Annotated in this window: 18 protein-coding genes; 16 read left to right on the forward strand and 2 right to left on the reverse strand. The window is 34.1% G+C overall.

Features of this window, described 5'->3' with window-relative positions:
- Window positions 1-6: 6 nt before the first annotated feature.
- Window positions 7-513, reverse strand: coding sequence for a peroxiredoxin-like family protein (locus CL818_RS00210; protein ID WP_272973235.1), 507 nt, complete (start codon window positions 511-513; stop codon window positions 7-9).
- 136 nt (window positions 514-649) lie between these two features.
- Here CL818_RS00210 and ruvB point away from each other — a divergent pair, with 136 nt between their 5' ends.
- Genes ruvB through queG form a run of 3 tightly spaced genes read left to right on the forward strand, consistent with a single transcriptional unit; the run spans window position 650 to window position 2,855 of the window.
- Window positions 650-1,672, forward strand: coding sequence for a Holliday junction branch migration DNA helicase RuvB (gene ruvB, locus CL818_RS00215; protein WP_272973236.1), 1,023 nt, complete (start codon window positions 650-652; stop codon window positions 1,670-1,672).
- Entirely contained in the window at window positions 1,672-1,923 is a 252-nt protein-coding gene (locus tag CL818_RS00220) for a peptide methionine sulfoxide reductase (RefSeq protein WP_272973237.1), read from the forward strand. The genes ruvB and CL818_RS00220 overlap by 1 nt, the downstream gene beginning before the upstream one ends.
- 2 nt (window positions 1,924-1,925) lie before the next feature.
- A complete protein-coding gene (gene queG, locus CL818_RS00225; RefSeq protein ID WP_272973238.1) occupies window positions 1,926-2,855 on the forward strand; it encodes a tRNA epoxyqueuosine(34) reductase QueG in 930 nt (309 codons plus the stop codon).
- Here the strand turns inward: queG and CL818_RS00230 are convergent.
- Complete coding sequence (locus CL818_RS00230) at window positions 2,852-3,877, reverse strand: LacI family DNA-binding transcriptional regulator (RefSeq protein ID WP_219359933.1); 1,026 nt, start codon at window positions 3,875-3,877, stop codon at window positions 2,852-2,854. The two genes, queG and CL818_RS00230, sit on opposite strands and share 4 nt — an antisense overlap.
- Window positions 3,878-4,057: 180 nt before the next feature.
- Between CL818_RS00230 and CL818_RS00235 the strand changes: the two genes are divergently transcribed.
- From CL818_RS00235 to CL818_RS00295, 13 genes are all read left to right on the forward strand, one after another.
- Complete coding sequence (locus CL818_RS00235; RefSeq protein ID WP_272973239.1) at window positions 4,058-6,706, forward strand: TonB-dependent receptor; 2,649 nt, start codon at window positions 4,058-4,060, stop codon at window positions 6,704-6,706.
- A gap of 79 nt (window positions 6,707-6,785) precedes the next feature.
- Window positions 6,786-7,127, forward strand: coding sequence for a glutaredoxin family protein (locus CL818_RS00240; protein ID WP_272973240.1), 342 nt, complete (start codon window positions 6,786-6,788; stop codon window positions 7,125-7,127).
- A 9-nt stretch (window positions 7,128-7,136) separates the two neighbouring features.
- Window positions 7,137-8,522, forward strand: a complete 1,386-nt coding sequence (locus tag CL818_RS00245; RefSeq protein ID WP_257895123.1) for an MFS transporter — start codon at window positions 7,137-7,139, stop codon at window positions 8,520-8,522.
- 2 nt (window positions 8,523-8,524) lie between these two features.
- A complete protein-coding gene (locus CL818_RS00250; protein WP_272973241.1) occupies window positions 8,525-9,694 on the forward strand; it encodes a glycoside hydrolase 100 family protein in 1,170 nt (389 codons plus the stop codon).
- On the forward strand, window positions 9,694-10,629 hold the full coding sequence (locus CL818_RS00255) for a carbohydrate kinase family protein (RefSeq protein WP_272973242.1): 936 nt from the start codon (window positions 9,694-9,696) through the stop codon (window positions 10,627-10,629). Before CL818_RS00250 ends, CL818_RS00255 begins: the two co-directional genes overlap by 1 nt.
- 91 nt (window positions 10,630-10,720) lie before the next feature.
- Window positions 10,721-11,152, forward strand: a complete 432-nt coding sequence (locus tag CL818_RS00260) for a YkvA family protein (RefSeq protein WP_013186012.1) — start codon at window positions 10,721-10,723, stop codon at window positions 11,150-11,152.
- 99 nt (window positions 11,153-11,251) lie between these two features.
- Window positions 11,252-13,552 carry an NADP-dependent malic enzyme gene (locus CL818_RS00265; protein WP_013186011.1) on the forward strand — a complete coding sequence of 767 codons (2,301 nt, stop codon included), beginning with the start codon at window positions 11,252-11,254 and terminating at the stop codon, window positions 13,550-13,552.
- A 70-nt stretch (window positions 13,553-13,622) separates the two neighbouring features.
- Window positions 13,623-14,204: a Holliday junction branch migration protein RuvA gene (gene ruvA, locus CL818_RS00270; protein WP_219359938.1), complete on the forward strand. Its 582-nt coding sequence runs from the start codon at window positions 13,623-13,625 to the stop codon at window positions 14,202-14,204.
- A gap of 5 nt (window positions 14,205-14,209) precedes the next feature.
- On the forward strand, window positions 14,210-21,601 hold the full coding sequence (gene sov / locus CL818_RS00275) for a T9SS outer membrane translocon Sov/SprA (RefSeq protein ID WP_272973243.1): 7,392 nt from the start codon (window positions 14,210-14,212) through the stop codon (window positions 21,599-21,601).
- A gap of 29 nt (window positions 21,602-21,630) precedes the next feature.
- Entirely contained in the window at window positions 21,631-22,008 is a 378-nt protein-coding gene (gene gcvH / locus CL818_RS00280) for a glycine cleavage system protein GcvH (RefSeq protein WP_013186008.1), read from the forward strand.
- On the forward strand, window positions 21,977-22,411 hold the full coding sequence (locus tag CL818_RS00285; RefSeq protein ID WP_049787188.1) for a VanZ family protein: 435 nt from the start codon (window positions 21,977-21,979) through the stop codon (window positions 22,409-22,411). Before gcvH ends, CL818_RS00285 begins: the two co-directional genes overlap by 32 nt.
- A gap of 32 nt (window positions 22,412-22,443) precedes the next feature.
- Complete coding sequence (locus CL818_RS00290) at window positions 22,444-23,163, forward strand: energy transducer TonB (protein WP_013186006.1); 720 nt, start codon at window positions 22,444-22,446, stop codon at window positions 23,161-23,163.
- Window positions 23,164-23,271: 108 nt separating this feature from the next.
- On the forward strand, window positions 23,272-24,006 hold the full coding sequence (locus CL818_RS00295; RefSeq protein ID WP_272973244.1) for an energy transducer TonB: 735 nt from the start codon (window positions 23,272-23,274) through the stop codon (window positions 24,004-24,006).
- Window positions 24,007-24,097 lie beyond the last annotated feature (91 nt).

Here is a 24,097-nt window from a genome sequence, read left to right on the forward strand (position 1 = left end):
ATGTAATTATGCTTTTCCTCTTGCAGGATAATCTTTATCCTTAATAAATTGAATTGCTTTAATTAAATCTTCAACTTTAGGTCTTGCAAACGGCATAGTTTGTATAGATGAAAAGTATAAAGAATGATCATTTTTAATTAAAAACAATCCAGGTTCAGAAAATAATTCTGGTTCACTATCTGATATTGCTTTTGAAAAATAAAGCCCCCAAGTTTTAGCATCTTCTTCACTAAGACCATATGCAATTGGTAAATTACCAGTGTCCCATTTTTCTTGAGAAAGCTTCGCTCTCTTTTCAGTATCCATAGAGATTGCTACTACATTTACGCCTTCATTTTTAAAATCTTCTAACTTAGACGATAATTCCTCAAGTTGTTTTTTACATACAGGACAATGTAAGCCTCTATAAAATACTAAAAGTGTAAAATGTTCTGGATTCTGGCTGTATAACTCCCATTCTGTATCATTTACTAAAGGTAATGACAGGTTAGGTACTTTTTCTGTTGGTTTCATAATTTAATTTTTATTTAAAGATATAAGTCAATAATTAAATTAGGTCTTAAAGCATTTGTAAAGCTTACATAATATATAGTTAATGCTATTTATCATAAACATATAATCACTTAAAAACGATTTGTATCTTTGTGTAATGAATGAAAATTTAGATCCTTCAGGTGAATCTTTCAGTAAAGAAGAATTTGATATAGAGCGTGCATTACGACCGCTAAGTTTTTCAGACTTTGCTGGACAAGATCAAGTATTAGAAAACTTGAAGATATTTGTTGAAGCAGCAAATCAAAGAAATGAGGCTTTAGACCATACACTCTTCCATGGTCCTCCAGGTTTAGGTAAAACAACATTGGCTCATATTCTCGCAAACGAATTAAATGTAGGGATAAAGGTTACTTCTGGACCAGTATTAGATAAGCCTGGAGACTTAGCAGGTTTGTTAACTAACCTTGAACCTAGGGATGTTTTATTTATAGATGAAATACATAGACTAAGTCCTGTTATCGAGGAATACCTTTATTCTGCGATGGAAGACTATAAAATTGATATTATGATTGAAACCGGTCCAAATGCAAGATCGGTTCAAATAAATCTAAACCCATTTACGCTAATAGGCGCAACAACACGCTCAGGTTTATTAACAGCACCAATGCGTGCTAGGTTTGGAATATCTAGTAGGCTTCAATATTATTCAACAGAATTATTAAGCACTATTGTAGAACGTAGTTCTAGTATTTTAAATGTACCAATAGATCTTGAAGCTGCTATAGAAATTGCAGGGCGAAGTAGAGGAACGCCACGTATAGCAAACGCCCTTTTGAGACGTGTGAGAGATTTTGCACAAATAAAAGGTAATGGTAGGATAGATATGTCTATCTCTAAATTTGGTCTTAAAGCATTAAATGTTGATGCTAATGGTTTAGATGAAATGGATAATAGAATCTTAAGTATAATTATCGAAAAATTTAAAGGTGGTCCTGTAGGTATTACGACATTAGCCACAGCAGTTTCTGAAAGTGCAGAAACTATAGAAGAGGTGTACGAGCCATTTCTTATACAACAAGGCTTTATAATGAGAACACCTAGAGGTAGAGAAGTTACAGAAGCCGCTTATAAGCATTTAGGGAAGATAAAGGGAAGTGTGCAAGGAGGTTTGTTTTAATGCAATTAAAGCAACTAATTGATAGTATTCCCGAAGGCTTTTCCAAAACCGTTTACAAGTCACAAACCTATAGCTTAATTAAAACCACATATAATACTGGTGATAGTATTAAAATATTTGCTGAAGAATTAGGCGGTACAGATGTAATAAGTGCAAACATTTATTCTTTAAACTCTAACTATATACTCAAGCCTTGTGAAATGCCTAAACAGAAGGTATTGAATTTTCTAAACCATAAACAAGATTTTTAATTTTGAATACTAAAGCTCAATATTCTGCATTTATAAAAAATGAAGCCAAGAGATTAGGGTTTATGTCTTGTGGAATTTCAAAAGCAGAATTTCTCGAAGCAGAAGCGCCAAGATTAGAAGAGTGGCTGTCTAAAAATAGACATGGTGAGATGCAGTATATGGAGAATTATTTTGATAAACGCCTTGACCCTACTAAACTAGTTGAAGGCTCAAAAAGCGTTGTGTCTCTACTATTAAATTATTATCCTTCAGAAACTCAAATAGAAGAATCTTATAAGATCTCAAAATACGCTTTCGGTACAGACTATCATTTTGTCATAAAAGATAAACTAAAAACATTATTACATAGCATTCAGGAAGAAATAGGAGATGTTCACGGTCGTGCTTTTGTAGATTCTGCTCCAGTCCTTGATAAAGCTTGGGCTGCAAAAAGTGGCTTGGGCTGGATTGGTAAGCATAGTAACTTATTATCTAAACAGGCAGGGTCTTTTTACTTCATAGCTGAGTTAATTATAGATTTAGAGCTAGATTATGATACGCCAGTTACAGACCATTGTGGTACGTGTACAGCTTGTATAGATGCTTGTCCAACACAGGCAATTATAGAACCTTATAAAGTAGATGGCAGCAAATGTATTTCATATTTAACTATTGAGCTTAAGAACGAAATACCTAATGGGTTTTCAAACCAAATGGACGATTGGATGTTTGGTTGCGATGTATGTCAAGATGTATGCCCTTGGAATAGGTTTAGCAAACCCCATAATGAACCATTATTTAATCCACATCCAGAGTTGCTCACTAAATCTAAGAGTGAGTGGCAAGAATTAACAAAAGAAGTGTTTGCAGAGATTTTCAAGAAATCTGCAGTAAAACGTACTAAGTTTACAGGGCTAAAACGGAATATTAATTTTTTAAATTCGGAAGATTAACGTGTAGAACTTGTAGTTTCTCTAATAATCAAATCTGTATCTAATACTACAGTTTTAGGAACTAAAGGGTTATTTTTCTTAGACGCCTTTATTTCTTTGTAAAGAAGTTTAAAGGATTGTTTCCCCATATCGAAACCTGGTTGATTAATTGTAGTAAGTTTTGGAGAGATTACAGAAGACATAAACCAGTTACTAAATCCTACAATTGCAATATCTTCAGGAACTTTTATACCTCGGTTATTAAGCTCAGCTATGGCTCCTACAGCAACTAAATCTGTATTAATAAATATGCCATCTACATGCTCGTGTTCCGAAAGCATTTTTGAAATATTAGTTTTACCATTTTCAAAACTCATATCATCACTAATATAAACTAGTGATGAGTCATACTTTAGGTCATTATCTAATAATGTCTTTTTATAACCTAAAAACCTGTCTATAGAGTTTTGTGGTAATAATGGTCCTCTAAAGTGAGCAATATGTTTACAGCCAATATCTATTAAATGTTGAGTAGCAATTGCTGCAGCTTGTCGATCATTAATAATCACTTTAGAGCAATTCACTAATTTGGCAATCTTATCAAACATAACCAACGGAACATTTTGGTTAAGTATTTCATTTAAGTGAGAATAATCTGTCGACTCATTCGCTAGAGAAATAAGTATCCCATCTACGCGTTTTGCAAGCAATAAATCTATTTGTTTTTTTTCTAATTCATAAGACTCGTTGGATTGTAGTATGATTACCAAATAGCCTTTTTTTTCAGCCTGATTAATAATACCATTTATAACGCTAGAAAAAAAGTGATGTACAATTTCAGGGATAATTAGGCCAATAGTCTTAGACTCCTTTGTTCTAAGGTTTACAGCAAATGAATTTGGTTTATAGTTTAATAAACTAGCAGTCTCTTTTACAAGTCGTTTAGTTTTTTTACTTACGTCCGGATAATCCTTTAATGCTTTAGAAACTGTTGTTATTGAAATGTTTAGTTTTTCAGCAATATCTTTTAAAGTAACAGGCATCTTTTAAATTCATTTATAGTACCAATATACTCCACTAATTATACATTGCAAAGAAAACGAAAACGTTTTCGAAGAATCGAAAACGTTTTCGGTGTTAAAATTTTAACTATTAACTTTCTTCAATTTATATATTCATAAAATAATAACGCTTAAAATGAATTATTAATAAATCCAACCACGATGAATTTAAGATTTAAAAATTTAGTTTTTCTTTTGCTTTTATGTTTGGGAGCAAATGAAATAGTTGCACAGTCGACTATAAAAGGAAAGGTAAAAGACGAAAATGGTATGCCATTACCTGGCGTAAACCTAGTTTTAAAAGATACTACAAGTGGAGCTGTATCAGATTTTGATGGAAACTATGAAATTGTAAACATTGCAGATGGAACCTATACTCTTAACGTTTCATTTTTAGGGTATAGTAAAATCACCAAATTTATTACAGTAACTGGAGAAGATATTATTCAGAATTTTATAATGTCTGAAGATAGTGAGTCTTTAGACCAAATTATTATTACTGGTGTTACTAATCCAAAATCTAAAATTGAATCAAGTATATCGATCACATCATTAGGATTAAAAACTATTGAAAACTCTGCGCCTAGAACAACTGCTGAAATTTTTAGAACTGTACCTGGTATAAGATCAGAATCTTCTGGTGGTGAAGGAAACTCAAACATAGCTGTTAGAGGTGTGCCAATTTCATCTGGCGGTTCTAAATACGTGCAATTACAAGAAGACGGTTTGCCAGTATTATTATTTGGAGACATGTCTTTTGCAACTGCAGATATTTTCACACGTTTTGATGCAAATGTAAAACGTATAGAAGCTATACGTGGTGGTTCGGCATCTACATTGTCTTCTAATTCTCCTGGTGCAATAATAAATTTTATTAGCAAAACAGGTAAGGTAGAAGAAGGCTCATTAAGTACAAATTTTGGATTAGATTATAATTCATTTAGAACAGATTTTGATTATGGAACACCTATAGGTGAAGATTTATATTTTCACATGGGTGGTTTTTATAGAGTAGGTGAAGGAATAAGGGATGCAGGATATACAGCAAATAACGGAGGACAATTCAAATTTAATATTACTAAAGAATTTGAGAAGGGTTTTGTTAGGTTGTCTGCTAAATATTTAAATGACAGAGCTATAGGTTACCTGCCTATGCCAATACAAGTTACAGGTTCTAATAATAATCCAACTTTTAATAATGCGCCTGGTTTTGATGCTACACAAGGTACATTACATACCCCGTTTTTATCTCAAAATATAGGCTTAGGAGCAAATGGTGAATTACGTAGGTCTAAAGTTGCAGATGGTATGCATCCTGTATCAACATCAATAGGACTTTTGGCAGATTTTGAATTAGTTGACGGATGGAAAATAAAAAATAATGGTAGGTTTTCTGTTAATAATGGATCATTTGTATCTCCTTTTCCTGCATCTGTAGGAACAGCTGAAAATGTATTGGCTGGTGATTTTGCTACAGATAATGGATGGAATTCTTTTACATATGCAAATGATGGTAGCGCTGTAAGTGATACTCAATTAGTAACACCAGTAGTTTTGTTTGATACCAAACTAAATAACTTTAATAATTTCATGAATGATTTAAGACTCTCAAAATCTTTTGACAAGTTAGATGTAACTTTAGGCTTCTTTAAATCATATCAAAATGTATCTATGTCTTGGTTATGGAATTCTTACTTGCTCGAGGCATCTAGTGATAATGCAAGATTAATAAATATAGCAGACGCATCTGGTGCTAGCTTAAGTGATAACGGGTTATTTGCCTATGGAGCGGCATTATTTGGCAATTGTTGTCAACGTAATTACGATACAAACTATAATATTTCAGCCCCTTATGCTCAAATTTCTTACGAAGCATCAGAAAAATTAAATTTTGATGGTAGTGTGAGGTTAGATTTAGGTAAGGTAGATGGTACATTCTCTGGTCCTGTTGGTTCTGCATTCGATGTAAATAGAGATGGTGTAATCTCTGCACCAGAGCAAAATGTTCAATCTATAAATAATGCTAACCCTACTGTTGTAGATTATGATTATAATTATGTGTCTTATTCATTTGGTGTAAACTATAAATTAAAAGATAATCAAGCTGTTTTTGCTAGATACAGCAAAGGAGCCTCGGCTAAAGCAGACCGTATTTTATTTGCCTCAGACGCTAATGGAGATCCTTTAAATTATTTAGATGGAGATGATGTAAACGCATTAGACTTCTTGAGTCAAGCAGAATTAGGATATAAACAAGGTTTTAAAAACGGAACTTTATATGCTACAGCATTTTACTCTAAAACTACAGAGGAAGGTGGATTTGAAGCTAGTACACAAGAAATAATTGAAAACGATTATAAGTCTTTTGGTCTTGAAGTTGAAGGGTCTTATAGAATAAATAATTTTGATTTTCGTGCAGGTGTGACATATACAAAAGCAGAAATAGACTCTGGAGATAACGAAGGGAATACACCAAGAAGGCAACCAGACTTTATATATAATTTATTGCCATCTTATAATTTTGGAGCAAACAAACAAAATACAATTGGTTTAAGCTTTATTGGGCAGTCAGAAGCTTATGCGCAAGACTCTAATGCGTTAGTTTTACCAGCATTTGTAATAGTTAATAGTTTTGTAAGGTTTGGAATTACAGAAGGCTTATCAGCTAATATATCTGCAAATAATATTTTTGACACATTAGGAATAACAGAGTCTGAGGAAGGTGCAATTACAGAGGGTCAAGTTAATTATATACGTGCAAGACCAGTGCCAGGAAGATCTATCTCATTAGGACTTAGCTATAATTTCTAACATTAACTTTCAAGTGTTTTTTAGGGAAGAGTCAATGGTTAATTCCACACATTGGCTCTTCTAATAAAATTAAAATTAAATGAAATTTTTCGTATCTATAATTTGTGTTTTATTATTTACATCTCTTACATTTTCTCAAAGCAATCCTTTAGTGACTAAAGAAAAGACACCATTAATTATTTATGGGAGTAACACCTGTCATTACTGTATAGATACAAAACTATTTTTAAAAGAAAAAAATATCGAATTTATATTCTATGACATAGACCTTAGTGAAAGTAAGTTAAATGAAATGCTCAAAAAATTAAGTACTAATGGTGTTGATATTTCAAATGTGAAATTACCTGTTATAGATAAATCTGGGAAATTATTTATGAATGATAGTAAGTTTCAAGATTTCCTAAAAATGCTTGTTCAATAAACCTCAATTATGCTTTTAAAAAAACCAAAGTTAAGTTTTTGGCAAATCTGGAATATGAATTTTGGGTTCTTTGGGATTCAATTTAGTTTCGGGTTACAGCAAAGTAACATGAGTGCCATTTATAAATATTTAGGTGCAAATGAAGCAGATATACCAATGCTTTGGTTGGCAGGACCAGTTACAGGACTTATTGTTCAGCCTATAATTGGAGCGTTAAGTGACGGCACTTGGTCTCCAAAATTTGGCCGAAGAAAACCATTCTTTTTAATTGGAGCTGTGTTAGCAAGTATAGCCTTGCTAATCATGCCATATTCAACAACCATCTGGATGGCAGCAAGCTTATTATGGATTTTAGATGCAGGTAATAATATCGCAATGGAACCATATAGGGCATTTGTGTCTGATAAATTAAATAAAAAACAGCATTCATTAGGATTCTTAATGCAAAGTTTTTTTACAGGATTAGGGACAACTCTTGCAAACTTCACACCAGCTATCTTAATATCTCTTGGGTTTTTCTTAGCATCAGATAGAATGGCTAACGGTATACCGGTCTCTACATATTGGGCATTTTTCATAGGATCATTTGCTTCTATTGCAACAATATTGTATTCAGTTTTAACTACTAAAGAGTTTCCACCTACACAAGAGGAATTAAACGCATTAAAATTAGATAAAGAACGAGGAAATATCCTTACAAGAGTTTGGATTGATATTGTTGATGCTTTTAAAAACATGCCTCTTACAATGAAACAATTAATACCAGTTAAGTTTTTTACTTGGTACGCTATGTTTTGCTACTGGCAGTATCTTACCTCTTCTTTATCATTATCTCTTTTTGGTACATTAGATGAGACTTCACAAGGGTTTAGTCAAGCACAAGTGTTAACGGGACAAGTAAATGGAACTTATAACATAATATGTTTTGTAGTTGCTTTTGCATTAGTGCCATTAGCTTATAAAATTGGAGCTAAAGGCGTTCACTTTGTAAGTCTTTTACTAGGTGGTATTGGGTTGTTAAGTATACCTTTTTTAGGTGTAGACAACATATTATTTAGCGTAACTAATCCATTTGGAAGTGGTCAAATAGAAATAGCATCAATCTACCTATTTACAATAGGTTTAGGGGTTGCTTGGGCATCTATGTTAGCTATGCCTTATCAGTTATTAGCGGGATCAATACCTAAAGAGAAGACAGGTGTCTATATGGGAATATTTAATATGTTTATAGTTATTCCTATGATTATCCAAATAGTTACCATGCAATATTTTGTATATGATTTATTAGGTCAAAACCCAATTAATGTATTGAATTTAGCAGGTGTGTTTTTAGTGTTAGCAGCAATTTTCACCTTATTTATAAAAGTTGGTCCTAAAAATTTAATTGTTAAATAGTCATGACAAACAATCCTTATAATAAAGCTAAAGAACTTTTGGTTGAGGCAAGTTCAGATTTTGGAATTTTGGCAAGTGCCAACAACATATCTAATTATAAAAGAGTTTGGGCTAGAGATGGAGTAATTTGTGGGTTGGCGGCCTTGTTAGATGGAGATAATACATTAGTTTCTACATTTAAAAAGACACTAATTACTTTAGCAGATCATCAACACAATTTAGGACATATTCCTTCCAATGTTTATTATGGTAAAAGTGGTGTAGAGCTTAGTTTTGGAGGTTTAGCAGGTCGTGTAGATACTATTTCTTGGTTTATAATTGGAGTTGCTAACTATGTACATTTCACGGGAGATACAGAGTTTCTAGATGAAATGATTCCAAAGATAAATAAGGGCTTATGGCTTTTAAATGCTTGGGAATTTAATAACAACCATCTTATATATGTGCCGAGATCTGGTAATTGGGCAGATGAGTACATTACAGAAGGACATACGTTTTATGATCAGGTATTAAGGTTATGGGCTTTACGTACAATAAATCACTTAACACCAAAAATAGAATATCAAGAAAAAATTAATATTGTCACAAAAAAGCTTGTGATAAATTATAAAAGTGGAACTCATAATAATGTGTTTCATCCTAAAGCTTATTCTAAAATGCCTGAATCAAAATTTTGGCAGGCATCAATTACACCATCAGGTTATCAAAATATGTTTGATGCTTTCGGAAATAGCTTAGCTATATTCTTAGAACTAGGAGAAACATCGTTTAGAAACAAAGTAATTCAATATTCTGAAGTTTTAAGAAAAAAACTACCATTAGGTTTACTTCCTGCATTTTGGGATCCTATTAAAAAAGGAGATAAGCAATGGGATTTACTGGAAAACAATTGTAAGTATGAATTTAGGAACTATCCATACACGTTCCATAATGGTGGAACATGGCAAATGGTTAATAGTTTTTACGGAGTATCGATTGTTGAAAATAATTCTATTAACGCACAACAAGTATTGTCTAATATAGAAGCATTAAACGAGGTTGAAGATTATGCTTTCTATGAAAATTTTAATACTAAAACTAAGGAACCAAACGGTGTTCCAAAATGTACTTGGAGTGCTTCTGGACAAATTATGTTATCTCAATACCTTAAAGGAAAAAAGCTTCTTAAATAATGGAAAATAAAAAAATTGATATTTTATGTATTGGTGAAGCCTTGGTAGATTTTATAGGACATCAACCAGATGTGAGCCTTTCTTTAACTAAAGATTATCATAGATATATTGGAGGTTCACCAACAAATGTCGCTATGAATATGGCAAGATTAGGGCTAAATGCAACATTAATTGCAACGATAGGTAAGGATGGTTTAGGAGATTATATTTTAGAACGATTAAATGAAGTTCAGGTAAATACTGCTCTAATTAGAAAAGATGAGAGTAAGCCAACAAGCTCCATATTTATTTCTAGAACTTCTGGTACACCAGAGTTTATACCTTACTTATCTGCAGATTCAGAAATTATTGATGCTCAGATTCCAGATCATATTCTTGAACAAGCAAAGTTATTTCATACAACTAGTTTTTCACTAAGTAGAAACCCTGCACAAAAGACAATTCTTAATGCGGCAAAAAAAGCATTAAGATTTAATTGTAAGCTTAGTATAGATGTAAATTATTCAGAAAAAATCTGGCCAGATCGTAATGAAGCTATAAAAGTGTTGGGAAAATATTTTTCAAAAAATCCTTTAGTCAAAATTAGCCAAGATGATATTTCTAGACTTTTTGGAGTTACAATAACAATTGAAGAAGCATTGCAAAAAATACACGATTATGGTGTCGATCTTATCTGCCTGACATTAGGAAAGGACGGAGTAATTGTCTCACAAAATGGACAACCATCTATTATTAAGCCTGCAAAAGAAATCAAGGAGGTTAAAGATGCTACTGGTGCTGGAGATGCTTTTTGGTCTGGCTTTTTATTTTCTTATATAAAGAATTTTTCGCTATCAAAAAGTTTAGATGTAGCACAAAGTTTATCTGCGTTAAAACTTCAGCATGTAGGAAGACTGCCAAATAACATTAATATTCTTTCAAGCTTATTACATTAAGACTAAACTTTAATTTATTCTTATACATAAATAACAAAACTTTAAATATAGTTGATGTAAAAAACTCGTAATTTTCAAGAAAAAGAAAGATATGAGTATTTGGGATAAGTTTAAAGAGAAGACTTCAGAAGACTTTATTGATGATGTTGTTACAGAAGATAAAATGAAAGAAGATGTTTCTGAGGTTAGTGCAGAAGATGTTGAAGTTGTTATAGATAAAGAAGAAGCCATTAATAAAAAACTGTCTGGTAGTGCTTCTTTAAAAAAATATGTGGAGCTTGGTAGGTTAATGTTGGCACTTATAAAAGATTCTTCAAGTGGTAAGTATAAACAAGTGCCTTGGTATACAATTGCAACTATAGCATTCTCACTGCTATACGTATTAAACCCTATGGATATTGTGCCAGACTTTATTCCTGGATTAGGGTATTTAGATGACATTACAGTACTTTCAATTGGTTTAGGTTGGATAGAAAGTGACTTGCATAGATACTTAGATTGGAAACTTGAGAGTACCTCATAAATAACCAAACATATTTCAAGCTTTAATTTTCTTCGTCAATTAAGGTTGTTACATTTGTAATAGAGTATAAATACATATTTTATTCAACACCTATAGTCTATGTCTAAAGAAAGCAAACGAAGAGAAGCCTTAGTATATCACGCCAAACCAACACCTGGTAAGATAAAGGTTGTCCCTACAAAAAAATATTCATCTCAGCGAGACCTTGCATTGGCATATTCGCCTGGAGTTGCAGAGCCTTGTTTAGAGATAGAAAAAGATAAGGAAAACGTATACAGATATACCACCAAAGGTAATCTTGTAGCTGTAATTTCTAATGGTACAGCAGTACTTGGTTTAGGTGATATAGGTCCAGAAGCTTCTAAGCCAGTAATGGAAGGTAAAGGACTATTGTTTAAAATTTTTGCAGACATAGATGTTTTTGACATAGAGGTAGACACTAAAGATGTCGATGCTTTTGTTGAAACAGTAAAGAATATAGCGCCAACATTTGGTGGCATAAATCTAGAAGACATAAAAGCACCAGAGGCTTTTGAGATAGAACGAAGACTTAAGGAAGAGCTGGATATTCCTGTCATGCATGACGATCAACACGGTACAGCAATTATATCTGCAGCAGCTCTAATTAATGCACTAGAGTTAGCAGACAAGAAGATTGAAGATGTAAAGTTTGTGGTATCGGGTGCTGGATCAGCTGCAATTGCCTGCCTTAATTTATACTTGTTATTAGGTGCAAAACCAGAAAACATGTCTGTATTTGACTCTAATGGATTACTCCACTCTGAAAGAGGCGATATAACAATACAGCAAGAAAAATTCTGTTCTAAAAAAATGTACGGTTCTTTAGCCGAAGCGTTTGTTAATGCAGATGTCTTTTTGGGGCTTTCAGTAGGAAATATAGTATCTCCAGAGATGATAAAATCTATGGCTAATGATCCTATTGTATTTGCTATGGCTAATCCAAATCCAGAAATAGATTATGATCTGGCTATAAGTGCACGCAAAGATATCATTATGGCTACAGGACGTAGTGATCACCCTAATCAGGTTAATAATGTATTGGGCTTCCCTTTTATATTTCGTGGTGCTTTAGATGTTAGGGCTACTAAAATTAATGAGGAAATGAAAATGGCTGCGGTAAAGTCTTTGGCTAAATTAGCTAAGGAGCCAGTTCCGGAGCAAGTTAATATAGCCTACGGAGAAACGCGTCTAAACTTTGGGAGAGATTATATAATACCAAAACCATTTGACCCAAGACTAATTGCACAAGTGCCGCCAGCAGTAGCAAAAGCAGCTATTAAAAGTGGAGTAGCCAGAAAAGAAATTTTAGATTGGCAGAAATATGAAGACGAACTTTATGATCGTATGGGTAACGATAATAAGGTTACAAGGTTGCTTCATAACCGTGCTAAAATGAATCCTAAACGCATTGTTTTTGCAGAAGCAGATCATCTAGATGTACTTAAAGCTGCACAAATTGTTCATGATGAAGGAATGGGTATTCCTATTCTTCTGGGACGCCGAGAAGTTATCAAGGAATTAATGATCGAGTTAGATTTTGATTCTGAAGAGGTTACCATTATAGACCCAAAGTCAGATGAAGAGAAAGGTCACCTAGAAAATTATGCCAACCAATTCTGGAAGGCTAGACAAAGAAAAGGAGTTACACTCTACGACGCTCAAAAGCTATTGAGAGAACGAAATTATTTTGCTGCCATGATGGTTCAGTTAGGAGATGCAGATGCTATGCTTTCTGGATACTCTAGAGCGTATCCTACCGTGGTGAAGCCAATTTTAGAAATAATTGGTAAGCTTAAAGGAGTAACCAAAGTTGCCACGTGTAACTTAATGAACACCTCTAAAGGCCCAATTTTTATTAGTGACACATCAATAAATATAGATCCTACAGCTAAAGATTTAGCTAAAATAGCTCAAATGACAAACCATACTGTAAAAATGTTTGGGATGGAAGCTATTATAGCAATGGTTTCATATGCCAATTTTGGCTCTTCAAAAGATGCACACGCTACCAAAGTTAGAGAAGCTGTTGATTTGCTTCATAAAGTAGCTCCCGATGTAATTGTAGATGGAGAATTGCAAGTAGATTTTGCTCTTAATAGAAAAATGAGAGAGGAAAAGTTTCCATTCTCTAAATTATCCAATAGGAAAGTAAACACATTAATTTATCCAACGCTGGACTCAGCAAACGGAACCTATAAGTTAATAAAGGAGCTTACTGGTGAAGATTCAATAGGCCCAATTATGATGGGGTTAGAAAAACCTGCACACGTTATTCAACTTGGAGCAAGTGTAGAGGAAATGGTAAATATGGCTGCTGTTGCAATTGTTGATGCGCAGGATAAGCAAAAACGCCAGCAAATGAAATTAGAAATCCAATAATTAGCTGAGACTTTACGTTTTGCGATCTTAATAAATTTGCTACATTTGGCAGTCTAAGTCTTCAGTTCAAATGATAACCCAACTAGCTGGTCAATTAATAGAGAAAAACCCTACAAACATTATTGTAGATTGTGGTGGCGTCGGCTATTTTGTAAATATTTCATTGCACACTTTTGGCCTTATTAAAAATGAAGAACGCGTAAAAATTTTTACTCACCTACAAGTAAGAGAAGATGCGCATACATTATTTGGCTTTGCAGAAAAAGCAGAGCGAGAAGTTTTTAGATTATTAATAGGTGTTTCGGGTATTGGTGCAAGTACTGCAAGAACAATGTTGTCATCACTAACTCCACAACAAGTTACAGAAGCTATATCTCAAGGAGATGTTGCAACTATACAATCTGTTAAAGGAATAGGGTTAAAGACTGCGCAACGTGTTATTATAGATCTTAAGGATAAGATACTTAATGTTGTAGGCTTAGATGAAGTTTTGCCATCCCAAGGCAATACTCAAAAAGAAGAAGCGTTATCTGCTTTAGAAACCTTAGGATATACGAGGAAACAAAGCGACAAAGTCGTGGCAGGAATACTCAAAACAGATCCAGAAGCTTCCGTTGAAACTATCATCAAACTAGCACTTAAAAAACTTTAGGCGAATTGGCGAACTTCTATTTTAAAATTCCGGCTTTAAAAACAGCAATCCTTTTATTTGCTTTATTAGGTGCTTACTCTGTAACTGCACAAGAAGAAACAGAACAAGACTCCACTAGTACGGGATACTCCTTAGGAAAAATAGAACTTTCAGATCCCAATAGTATCTTAAACAAATACACTTACGATGTAGATTTAGATCGTTATGTGTACACTCAAAAACTTGGAGAGTTTAATATCTCTTATCCCTTAATCTTAACACCAGATGAGTATCAACGTTTAATATTTCAAGAAGAAATGCGAAAGTATTTCAATGAAAAATCTGATGCTTTAAGTGGAAAGAAAGAAGGAACGGAAGAAGAACAAAAAAACTTACTGCCTAACTTTTATGTAAACAATAACTTTTTTGAAAGTGTTTTTGGAGGCAGAGAAATAGAGGTTATCCCAACAGGTACGGTCGAGGTAGATTTGGGTGTGCTTTATACAAAACAAGACAATCCGTCTTTTTCACCAAGAAACAGGAGTAACCTAACATTCGATTTTGACCAACGTATAAGTCTTAGTTTGCTTGGTAAAGTAGGAAAGAGGCTTCAGGTAACAGCAAATTATGATACAGAAGCTAGTTTCGATTTTCAAAATCAAATTAAGTTAGAGTATACTCCAACAGAAGATGATATTGTAAGAAAAATTGAGATCGGTAATGTGAGTTTGCCGTTAAACAGTTCTCTTATACAAGGTGCACAAAGTTTATTTGGAGCAAAGGTTGAAATGCAATTTGGTAAGACGACTATTACTGGTGTTTACTCTGAGCAGAATTCTGAACGTAACACAGTAAATGTTGAAGGTGGTGATGCCGTACAGGATTTCGAAAAGTTTATCTTAGATTATGATGAGAACAAACACTTTTTCCTTTCCCATTACTTTAGGGATACATATGATAGATCTTTAGCAAACTATCCATTTATAAACTCAAACGTTCAAATTACAAGAATACAAGTTTGGGTAACTAACAGGACAAACAACACGCAATCTTTAGTAGATGCAAGGAACATTGTTGCAATACAGGATATTGGTGAGTCAGATCAAAATAATATTGGATTAGATAACCAACCAGCAGGTTTCGTTAATGAAGCGCCAGGCTCTTTTCCCGATAATGAAAATAACGACTTTAACCCTTTTGGTATTGGTAATCCTCAGCAACAATCTATCTTAAACAATCAAATTAGAGATGTAGCTACTATAGGCCAAGGTTTTGGCACCCAAGTTACAGAAGGAAGAGATTACGGCGTTTTAGAAAATGCAAGACAATTACAGAATAACGAGTATACAATAAATACTCAATTAGGTTATATATCTCTTAACCAAAGATTGAGTAATGATGAAATTTTAGGTGTTGCTTTTCAATATACAGTTGGCGGCCAGGTATTTCAAGTTGGTGAATTTGCAAATGATGGTGTAGAGGCAACTGCATCTAATCCAGATACAGATTTAGATGGTATTTTAGATAGTGTAGATGCAGATGTTGATGGTGATGGTACTAATGATAATGGCCAAGACACAGATGGCGATGGTATTAATGACGCAAGTGATGTAGACCAAACCAATGGTCAAGATGCTAATAACGATGGTATAGATGATGCTGCTTTACCACCAAACATGTCTGCCATAGTTAACCAGACGCTTGTTGTAAAAATGCTTAAAAGTCCTATAACTAATGTTAACGAACCTATTTGGGACTTAATGATGAAAAACATTTACAGCTTAGATGCGTTTGATGTTTCTGCTGAAGATTTTAGATTCAATATATTATATACAGATCCACAACCATTAAACTATATACAATCTGTAGGTGCAGATCCGCTTCCAGATGATGTTGAGCAAACAACATTATTACGCGTTTTAAATCTTGATAAACTTAATGCCTACAATGATCCTGTTTTGGAAGGTGATGGCTTTTTTGATTATGTGCCAGGGTTAACAATAGATCCACAAAATGGTAGAATCATATTTACAAGTACAGAACCGTTTGGAGAATACTTGTTTAACAAGCTAAGATTAAATCCTTCTGAAGATTATGATGATGAAATGGATGGCTCTGATAATGAGTTGCTAACCTATAACTCTAACCAAAGAGAATACGTATTTAAGAAACTTTATACCACAACTAAAATACAAGCAGAACAAGAATCTGCAGAAAAAAATAAGTTCCAACTTAAAGGACGCTACAAATCTAGTGGAGTAGACGGTATTCCAATTGGTGGTTTTAATATACCACAAGGTTCTGTAACAGTAACTGCTGGTGGTCGTGTACTTCAAGAAGGAGTAGATTATGTAGTGAATTACCAATTTGGTCGCGTTCAAATACTAGATGAATCTTTACTAGCATCAGATGTGCCTATTCAGATTTCAACAGAAAGTAATGCATTATTCGGACAACAAACTAAACGTTTTACTGGATTAAATGTTGAGCACCGTTTTAATGAAAACTTCTTAATTGGTGGTACATACCTTAACTTAAATGAGAGACCAATTACGCAAAAAGCCAACTATGGTTATGAACCTATAAACAATTCAATTTATGGTTTCAATATTAATTACTCTACAGAAGTGCCTTGGTTAACACGCTTTGCAAACCATTTACCTAATATTGATACAGAGGTAGAGTCTAATTTTTCAATACGTGGAGAGTTCGCTTATTTACAACCAGGCTCACCAAGTGGAGACAATTTTAGAGGAGAAACGGTAACCTATGTAGACGATTTTGAAGCGTCACAAACCTCTATTTCAATATTAACTCCATTATCTTGGGAATTGTCAAGTGTACCTACAGGACCAAATGGTTTTGATGGTGGTTTCGGAAATGGAGATTTACGTGTAAATGATCGTCGCGCAAGAATAAACTGGTATACAGTAGATCCTATTTTTTATAGTAACCAGCGTCCAGATGGTGTGTCAGATGCAGATCTTTCAGATTATAAAACCCGTCGTGTTTTTATTGATGAAATCTTTCCGGAAACAACTATTGTTCAAGGGCAACCTCAAGTGTTGTTTCCTATGGATATTGCATTTTATCCAGAAGAGCGTGGTCAATACAACTATGCAACCGGAGCCAATGGTACAAACACATTACCAAACCCAGAACAAAATTTTGGAGGAATTACACGCCAAATTACAAACACAAACTTTGAACAATCTAATGTAGAGTATATAGAGTTTTGGTTACTAGATCCATTTATTTACGATGAAAACGCAGGAAGTACTGGTGGTACAATATCATTTAACTTAGGTAGTATTTCTGAAGATGTACTTAAGGATGGAAGAAAACAATATGAGAATGGTTTGCCAGAAGATGGCGGTACAGCACAAACCCAATCTACAGCTTTTGGAAAAGTACCACAAAACCAATCTTTAGTATATGCTTTTGATACAGAAGGACAAGCACGTGTTAATCAAGATGTAGGTTTTGATGGTTTAGATGATGCGGAAGAAGCTTCAAGATTTGGAGATTTTGCAGGTCTTGCAGATCCTTCAAACGATAATTACAATTATTTTTTGAATGCTCAAGGTAGTATTACAGAGCGTTACAGACAATATAATGGTACACAAGGAAACTCTCCAACAGATGTGTCTCAGGATAATAGAGGAAACACAACGTTCCCAACAGTTGAAGATGTGAATCGAGACAACACGATGAACACTATAGACAGCTACTTGCAGTTAAATGTCCCAATTGCACCAAACCAGATGTCTCCAGATACAAATGAGTTTGTGACAGACGTTAGGGAATTAGATGTAAATACAGTTGATGGAGGTACGTTACCAACACGTTGGGTGCAGTTTAGAGTGCCATTGCAATTTCCGCAAGATTCAAATGATCCTTTAAGAGAAGTTGTTGGTGGTATTGGAGATTTAAGATCTGTACGTTTCATGAGAATGTTCTTACAGGACTTTCAAGAAAACATTCATTTAAGATTTGCAACATTAGATTTAGTTAGAGGAGATTACAGAAGGTATAATGTAGCAATACAACCAGATGGTAATAACCCTACAACAGATGATGCTTTATTTGAAGTTACCTCAGTTTCAGAAGAAATGACTTCTAATTATGAGCCGCCACCAGGTGTAATTAGAGAAGAGTTTGTAAACAATAACCAGTCGGTTTTAGAAGATGAGCAATCTTTAGCATTAACTGTTTCAGGATTAAAACCTAATGATTCTAGAGCTGTTTATAAAAACTTTCAGGTAGATATGAGGCAGTATGAAAAACTTCAAATGTTTCTTCATGCAGAGTCTTTACCAAACGAAACACCATTGGAGGATGATGAAATGGTAGCTTTCATTAGAATGGGATTAGATTTTACAGACAACTTCTATCAAGTTGAGATTCCATTAAAAGTAACAGCACCAAATGCTACAAATGCTGCTGAAATTTGGCCGTCAGAAAATGAACTTCAATTACCATTAGATTTATTACAAACTGTAAAGGCTACTGTTTTAGGTAGTGATCAATTTGCCCAGACAGATTTAAATTTCTTTAATGAAAATGGAGAAGTATCTTTAGATAATGTTCCTGGTGAACTAAGAGTAGGTATCAAAGGTAACCCGAGTTTTGGTAACGTTAGGGTTATTATGTTAGGTGTAAAAAATACAAATGACAATAATTTAGACGAAACTTCTGGCCAGGTATGGTTTAATGAATTAAGGTTATCTGGTCTTAAAAATGAAGGAGGTTGGGCTGCTGTAGTAAATATGGATGCCAACGTAGCAGACTTCATGAATGTTTCTGCCACAGGTAGACGAAGCACTGTAGGGTTTGGTAGTATAGAGCAAGGCCCTAACCAACGTAGTCGTGAAGACGTACAAAGTTATGATGTAACAACCAATGTAAGTGTAGGACAATTGCTACCTAAAAATTGGGGAGTTCAAATACCATTTAATTACACCAGAGGAGAAGAGTTAATTACACCTCAATACGATCCAGAATTTTTAGACCTAGAGTTAGATGATAGGATAGATGCTGCTCAAGATTCTCAAACAGCAGATGCAATTAAAGAGCGTGCAGAAGATTATACCAGAAGACAAAGTGTAAGTATAATTGGATTAAGAAAAAACAGAGTAGTCTCTACAGAACCAGGTGCAGAGCCAAAAACACCTATGCCTTACGATATTGAAAATTTTACCCTTTCTGGCACATACAATCAAACAGATCACAGGGATTTTGAGATAGAAGAGTCTATAGATCAAAATGTAAGGGTAGGCGCCACTTATGAGTATGCTGTTCCAGAAGTTACAATAGAGCCATTTAAGAAAATTGCTGTTTTAGATAGCAGTGCTTACTTTAAGCCAATTAAAGATTTTAACTTTAATCCTTTACCTACAAGTATTTCTTTAGGATCTAATATACAACGACAATATAACAGACAGCGTTTCAGGTCGTTTTTGGGAGAAGGAAATATTATTCCGCAACTATACCAACGTAATTATTTGTACGATTGGCAATTTGCACTTAATTGGAAACTATCTAAGTCTTTAAACTTTAATTATACTACAGGAAACAATTTTGTTGTTAGAAATTATGTTAATGATGATCTTACACAAGATCAAACTATAGGGCTATGGGACGGATTCTTTGAAACAGGAACTCCTAACATACATACTCAAAATCTTCAGCTTAATTATGAGTTACCTCTAAATAAGATACCATTGCTGGAGTTTGTGAAGTCTACGTATAGTTATGAAAGTTCTTACCAATGGCAACGTGGTTCAGAAATTTTTAACAACCTACAAGATCAAGGAATTCCAAGATTAGGAAATACGGTTCAAAATTCTATGAAGCACGAGTTAAACTCGACTTTAGATTTACAAAGACTTTATAATTATGTAGGGCTTAAAAAGAAACAGAAAAAAACTACTGCAAGACGAACATCTACCAATAGGAGAGATTTACGACAAGGCCAAACAAGCACACCTAGATTAGCTGCTCAAGGCAACCAAGATAATACGCCTTCTAATAAATTAAGTGGCGCAGATAAAGCTATTAATACAGGAATAGGTCTGCTTACAGCTGTTAAGAAATTGCAGGTGTCTTACATCGAGCGTCAAGGTACATTCTTGCCTGGATATACTCCAACAGTAGGATTTATAGGTTCTGTAAGACCAACTGTAGGGTTTACATTAGGTAGCCAAAGAGATGTGCGCGAAGAAGCAGCAAGACGTGGTTGGCTTACATTATACGACCAGTTTAATCAGCAATATCAAGAAGTTGAAAATAGAGAGCTAAATATTCAGGCTACAGTAGATTTATTGCCAGATCTAAAAATAGACCTAAACGCTGCCAGAAATTATTCTGAAACTTTTCAAGAAAACTATAGGGTTACTGGAAGTGGCATTGGAGATTATCAATACAATTCCCTTACGCCAAATACCTTCGGAAACTTTAGTATATCAACAGTATTAATTGCCACAGCATTTTCACAAAGTGACCAAGATTCATCTGAAGCATTTGATACTTTTAGAGAAAACCGATTAGTTGTAGCAAGACGATTAGCAGCACAAAATGGTCAAGACCCTACAGATGTAGATGAGAATGGTTTCCCAAGTGGTTATGGTAGAGGTAATCAAGCTGTTCTACTACCAGCATTCTTGTCGGCTTATTCTGGTAAAGATGTAAATAGTGTAAGTTTAGGTGCATTTAGAGATACGCCACTTCCAAACTGGACAATTAAGTATACTGGCCTTATGCGATTAAAATGGTTTAAGGATAACTTTAAACGTTTTTCATTAAATCACGCGTACAATTCTGTTTATACTTTGAGTCAATTCCAGACTAATATAGATTTTGATACAAATAATCCATTTGGAGATAATAATCGTGACCAAGCCGGAAACTTTAAGAACAGGACATTATTTTCTAATGTGAATATTACAGAAGCATTTAGTCCACTTGTCAAGATAGATATGGAAACAAATAACTCTATCAAGATATTAGCAGAAATTAGAAAAGATAGAGCACTATCATTAAGTTTTGATAACAACCTTCTTACAGAAATAAGCGGAAACGAATATATTGTAGGACTAGGTTACAGAATTAAAGATTTAAAAATAGCGACTAGAGTTGCCGGTAAACGCCGTATACTAAGTAGTGACCTTAACTTTAAGGCAGATATTTCATACAGACGTAATAAGACTATTATACGATACTTAGATTTAGATAATAGCCAAACAACAGCTGGTCAAAACATCTGGACTATTAACTTTACAACAGACTATGCACTTACTAAGAATTTAACAGCATTGTTCTATTACGATCATAGTTTTTCTACCTATGAAATTTCTACTGCATTTCCGCAGACAACAATTAGAGGTGGCATAACTTTGCGTTACAATTTTGGAAACTAAAAAATATAACTAACACTATAACTAATAACATGAATATCCCACAAGAATTAAAATATACCAAAGATCACGAATGGATTAAGATTGAAGGTGATGTAGCAACTGTAGGTATTACTGATTTTGCTCAAGGCGAATTAGGAGATATCGTTTATGTTGAAGTAGAAACTGTCGATGAAACTCTAGATAGGGAAGAAGTATTTGGTACCGTTGAAGCTGTGAAGACTGTTTCAGATCTTTTCTTGCCACTTACTGGTGAGATTATAGAGTTTAATGAAACGTTAGAAGACGAGCCGGAATTAGTAAACTCAGACCCATACGGAAAAGGCTGGATGGTTAAAATTAAATTTTCTGAAGCTTCAGAAGTAGAAGACTTGTTAGATGCTGAAGCCTATAAAGAATTGGTTGGTTAAAAACGCCGTTCTATTAAGTATTGTTTTTACAATACTTGTAGCAATAGCTAGTTTAGTAAAACCTACTAGTTTTCCTAAAACTGGTGTGAGTTTTTCAGATAAGATAGCTCACACAGCCATATATTTTATTTTAACAATACTTTGGCTCTTCAGTATGATGAGGCAAAAAGTATCTCAATACCCATTTTCTAAAATAGGAATAGCAATTCTACTTCTTGTGATAGGTTATGGCATATTTATTGAGTTTTTACAAGATACACTAACAGATTATAGGTCTTTTGATTATTATGATATGTTAGCAAATACATTAGGTGCTTGTCTAGGTTTCTTAATTTTTAGAGGTTTTCAACAACAAATTGTGAACTTAAAAAGTGTTGAGAATTCCATGTTAGACAAAAATTAATTACATTAGCAATCCTTAAACACGAACGCATTATGGAACCAAAGAAAAATCCAAAAGCAGACCTTAGAAAGAACAGCGTGCTGTACTTTCAAATTGGTCTAATTTTAATTTTATTCCTCACATGGCAAGCCATTGAGATGAAAACTTATCCAGACGAAATTGATATAGGACAAGTTCAAGTAGATGATTTACTTGATGAAGATGTGCCTATTACAGAAATACAGAACACACCACCGCCACCGCCGCCACCGCCGCCACCAGCACCTGAAGTAATCGAGGTTGTTGAAGATGAGGCAGAGGTAGAGGAAACTATTATCGAGTCTACAGAAACAAACCAAGAGGAAATTGTTGAGGTAGAAGAGGTAGAAGAGGCAGTTGAAGAAGAAATTGCAGATGTACCATTTGCAGTTATCGAAAATGTGCCAATTTTCCCTGGATGCGAAGGTGAAACTAATAATGCAGCTCGTAAGAAATGTATGAGTGAAAAAGTTGACAAGTTTGTTAAACGTAAGTTTGATCAAGAACTTGGAGGCGAGCTTGGATTAAGTGGTATACAACGTATTTATGTAGCTTTTAAAATTGATAAAAGCGGTAATATAACAAACGTACGTGCAAGAGCACCACACCCAAGATTAGCTAAAGAAGCAGAAAACGTTGTAAAAGCGTTACCTAAGATGACGCCAGGTAAGCAACGTGGTAAAGCAGTAGGTGTATTATATTCATTACCAATTGTTTTCCAGGTTTTAGATTAATTCTAAATACACCCTAAATATCAAAATCCCGCCTTGTTTTCAAGAGCGGGATTTCTTTTTGGTATGCTTGTTGATTCGGTTTTTATTGTAACATTAAAACCATTTATTATGAACAACAAGCACGATGCTAATGTACGAAAAAGTACATTGGTAAACTTTCAGTTAGGCTTAATTGTAGCCTTAGTAACCACCGTTTTGGTGATGGAGATTAAATCTGCGGTACCAGTTGTAAAGCCCGATGATGTGGCTGTGGACAACTCAGAAGTAGAAACTTATTTTAATCCAGAATTTGTCATCGTAAAAGACAAAGTAGAGAAAAAACAGCCTCTTAAAAAAGTTCAGAAGATTATAAACGTTATAGATGTTATCGATGACGATACTCCAACAGAGCTATTTGAGGATACAGAACTTACCACAGAACCAGATATCACAGAAATTGAACCTGGAGATTTGGTTGAAAAAACAGAAGACCCAGAAATTGCTCCAGTACCATTTGTTAAAGTGGAGTTTGTACCTATTTTTCCTGGTTGTGAAGGTTTAACTACCAATGCAGAACGTAGAGCATGTATGTCTAGTAAGATAAATACAATTGTACAACGTAAATTTGATGGTGATCTAGCTTCAGATCTTGGCTTAAGTGGACAGCAAAGAATTTATGTGAGATTTAAAATAGACAAAACTGGTAATGTTGTAGATATTCAAGGTCGCTCTACGCATCCTAAGTTAACTAAAGAAGGAGAACGTATGGCTGGCTTAATACCTAAGATGAAACCAGGACAGCAAAGTAACAAGCCGGTAGAAGTTATTTTTGATCTTCCAATTGTATTTAATGTAAAAGACTAGCCATCAACTGTCTTTATTTAAAAGCCTTTTCGACTACTAATTCGAAGAGGCTTTTTTTTATAGGTCACCTAAATGAGGTATCTTCATCACC

Source organism: Croceibacter sp. (assembly GCF_002716225.1).
GTDB lineage: Bacteria > Bacteroidota > Bacteroidia > Flavobacteriales > Flavobacteriaceae > Croceibacter > Croceibacter atlanticus.

Coding starts and splice junctions, on each gene's coding strand:
- CL818_RS00260 (WP_013186012.1), top strand. CDS start 10,721: ATGAGTATTTGGGATAAGTTTAAAGAGAAGACTTCAGAAGACTTTATT.
- CL818_RS00290 (WP_013186006.1), top strand. CDS start 22,444: ATGGAACCAAAGAAAAATCCAAAAGCAGACCTTAGAAAGAACAGCGTG.
- CL818_RS00250 (WP_272973241.1), top strand. CDS start 8,525: ATGACAAACAATCCTTATAATAAAGCTAAAGAACTTTTGGTTGAGGCA.
- gcvH (WP_013186008.1), top strand. CDS start 21,631: ATGAATATCCCACAAGAATTAAAATATACCAAAGATCACGAATGGATT.
- ruvB (WP_272973236.1), top strand. CDS start 650: ATGAATGAAAATTTAGATCCTTCAGGTGAATCTTTCAGTAAAGAAGAA.
- ruvA (WP_219359938.1), top strand. CDS start 13,623: ATGATAACCCAACTAGCTGGTCAATTAATAGAGAAAAACCCTACAAAC.
- CL818_RS00265 (WP_013186011.1), top strand. CDS start 11,252: ATGTCTAAAGAAAGCAAACGAAGAGAAGCCTTAGTATATCACGCCAAA.
- CL818_RS00245 (WP_257895123.1), top strand. CDS start 7,137: ATGCTTTTAAAAAAACCAAAGTTAAGTTTTTGGCAAATCTGGAATATG.
- CL818_RS00235 (WP_272973239.1), top strand. CDS start 4,058: ATGAATTTAAGATTTAAAAATTTAGTTTTTCTTTTGCTTTTATGTTTG.
- CL818_RS00240 (WP_272973240.1), top strand. CDS start 6,786: ATGAAATTTTTCGTATCTATAATTTGTGTTTTATTATTTACATCTCTT.
- CL818_RS00255 (WP_272973242.1), top strand. CDS start 9,694: ATGGAAAATAAAAAAATTGATATTTTATGTATTGGTGAAGCCTTGGTA.
- CL818_RS00230 (WP_219359933.1), bottom strand. CDS start 3,877: ATGCCTGTTACTTTAAAAGATATTGCTGAAAAACTAAACATTTCAATA.
- CL818_RS00295 (WP_272973244.1), top strand. CDS start 23,272: ATGAACAACAAGCACGATGCTAATGTACGAAAAAGTACATTGGTAAAC.
- CL818_RS00220 (WP_272973237.1), top strand. CDS start 1,672: ATGCAATTAAAGCAACTAATTGATAGTATTCCCGAAGGCTTTTCCAAA.
- CL818_RS00285 (WP_049787188.1), top strand. CDS start 21,977: ATGCTGAAGCCTATAAAGAATTGGTTGGTTAAAAACGCCGTTCTATTA.
- CL818_RS00210 (WP_272973235.1), bottom strand. CDS start 513: ATGAAACCAACAGAAAAAGTACCTAACCTGTCATTACCTTTAGTAAAT.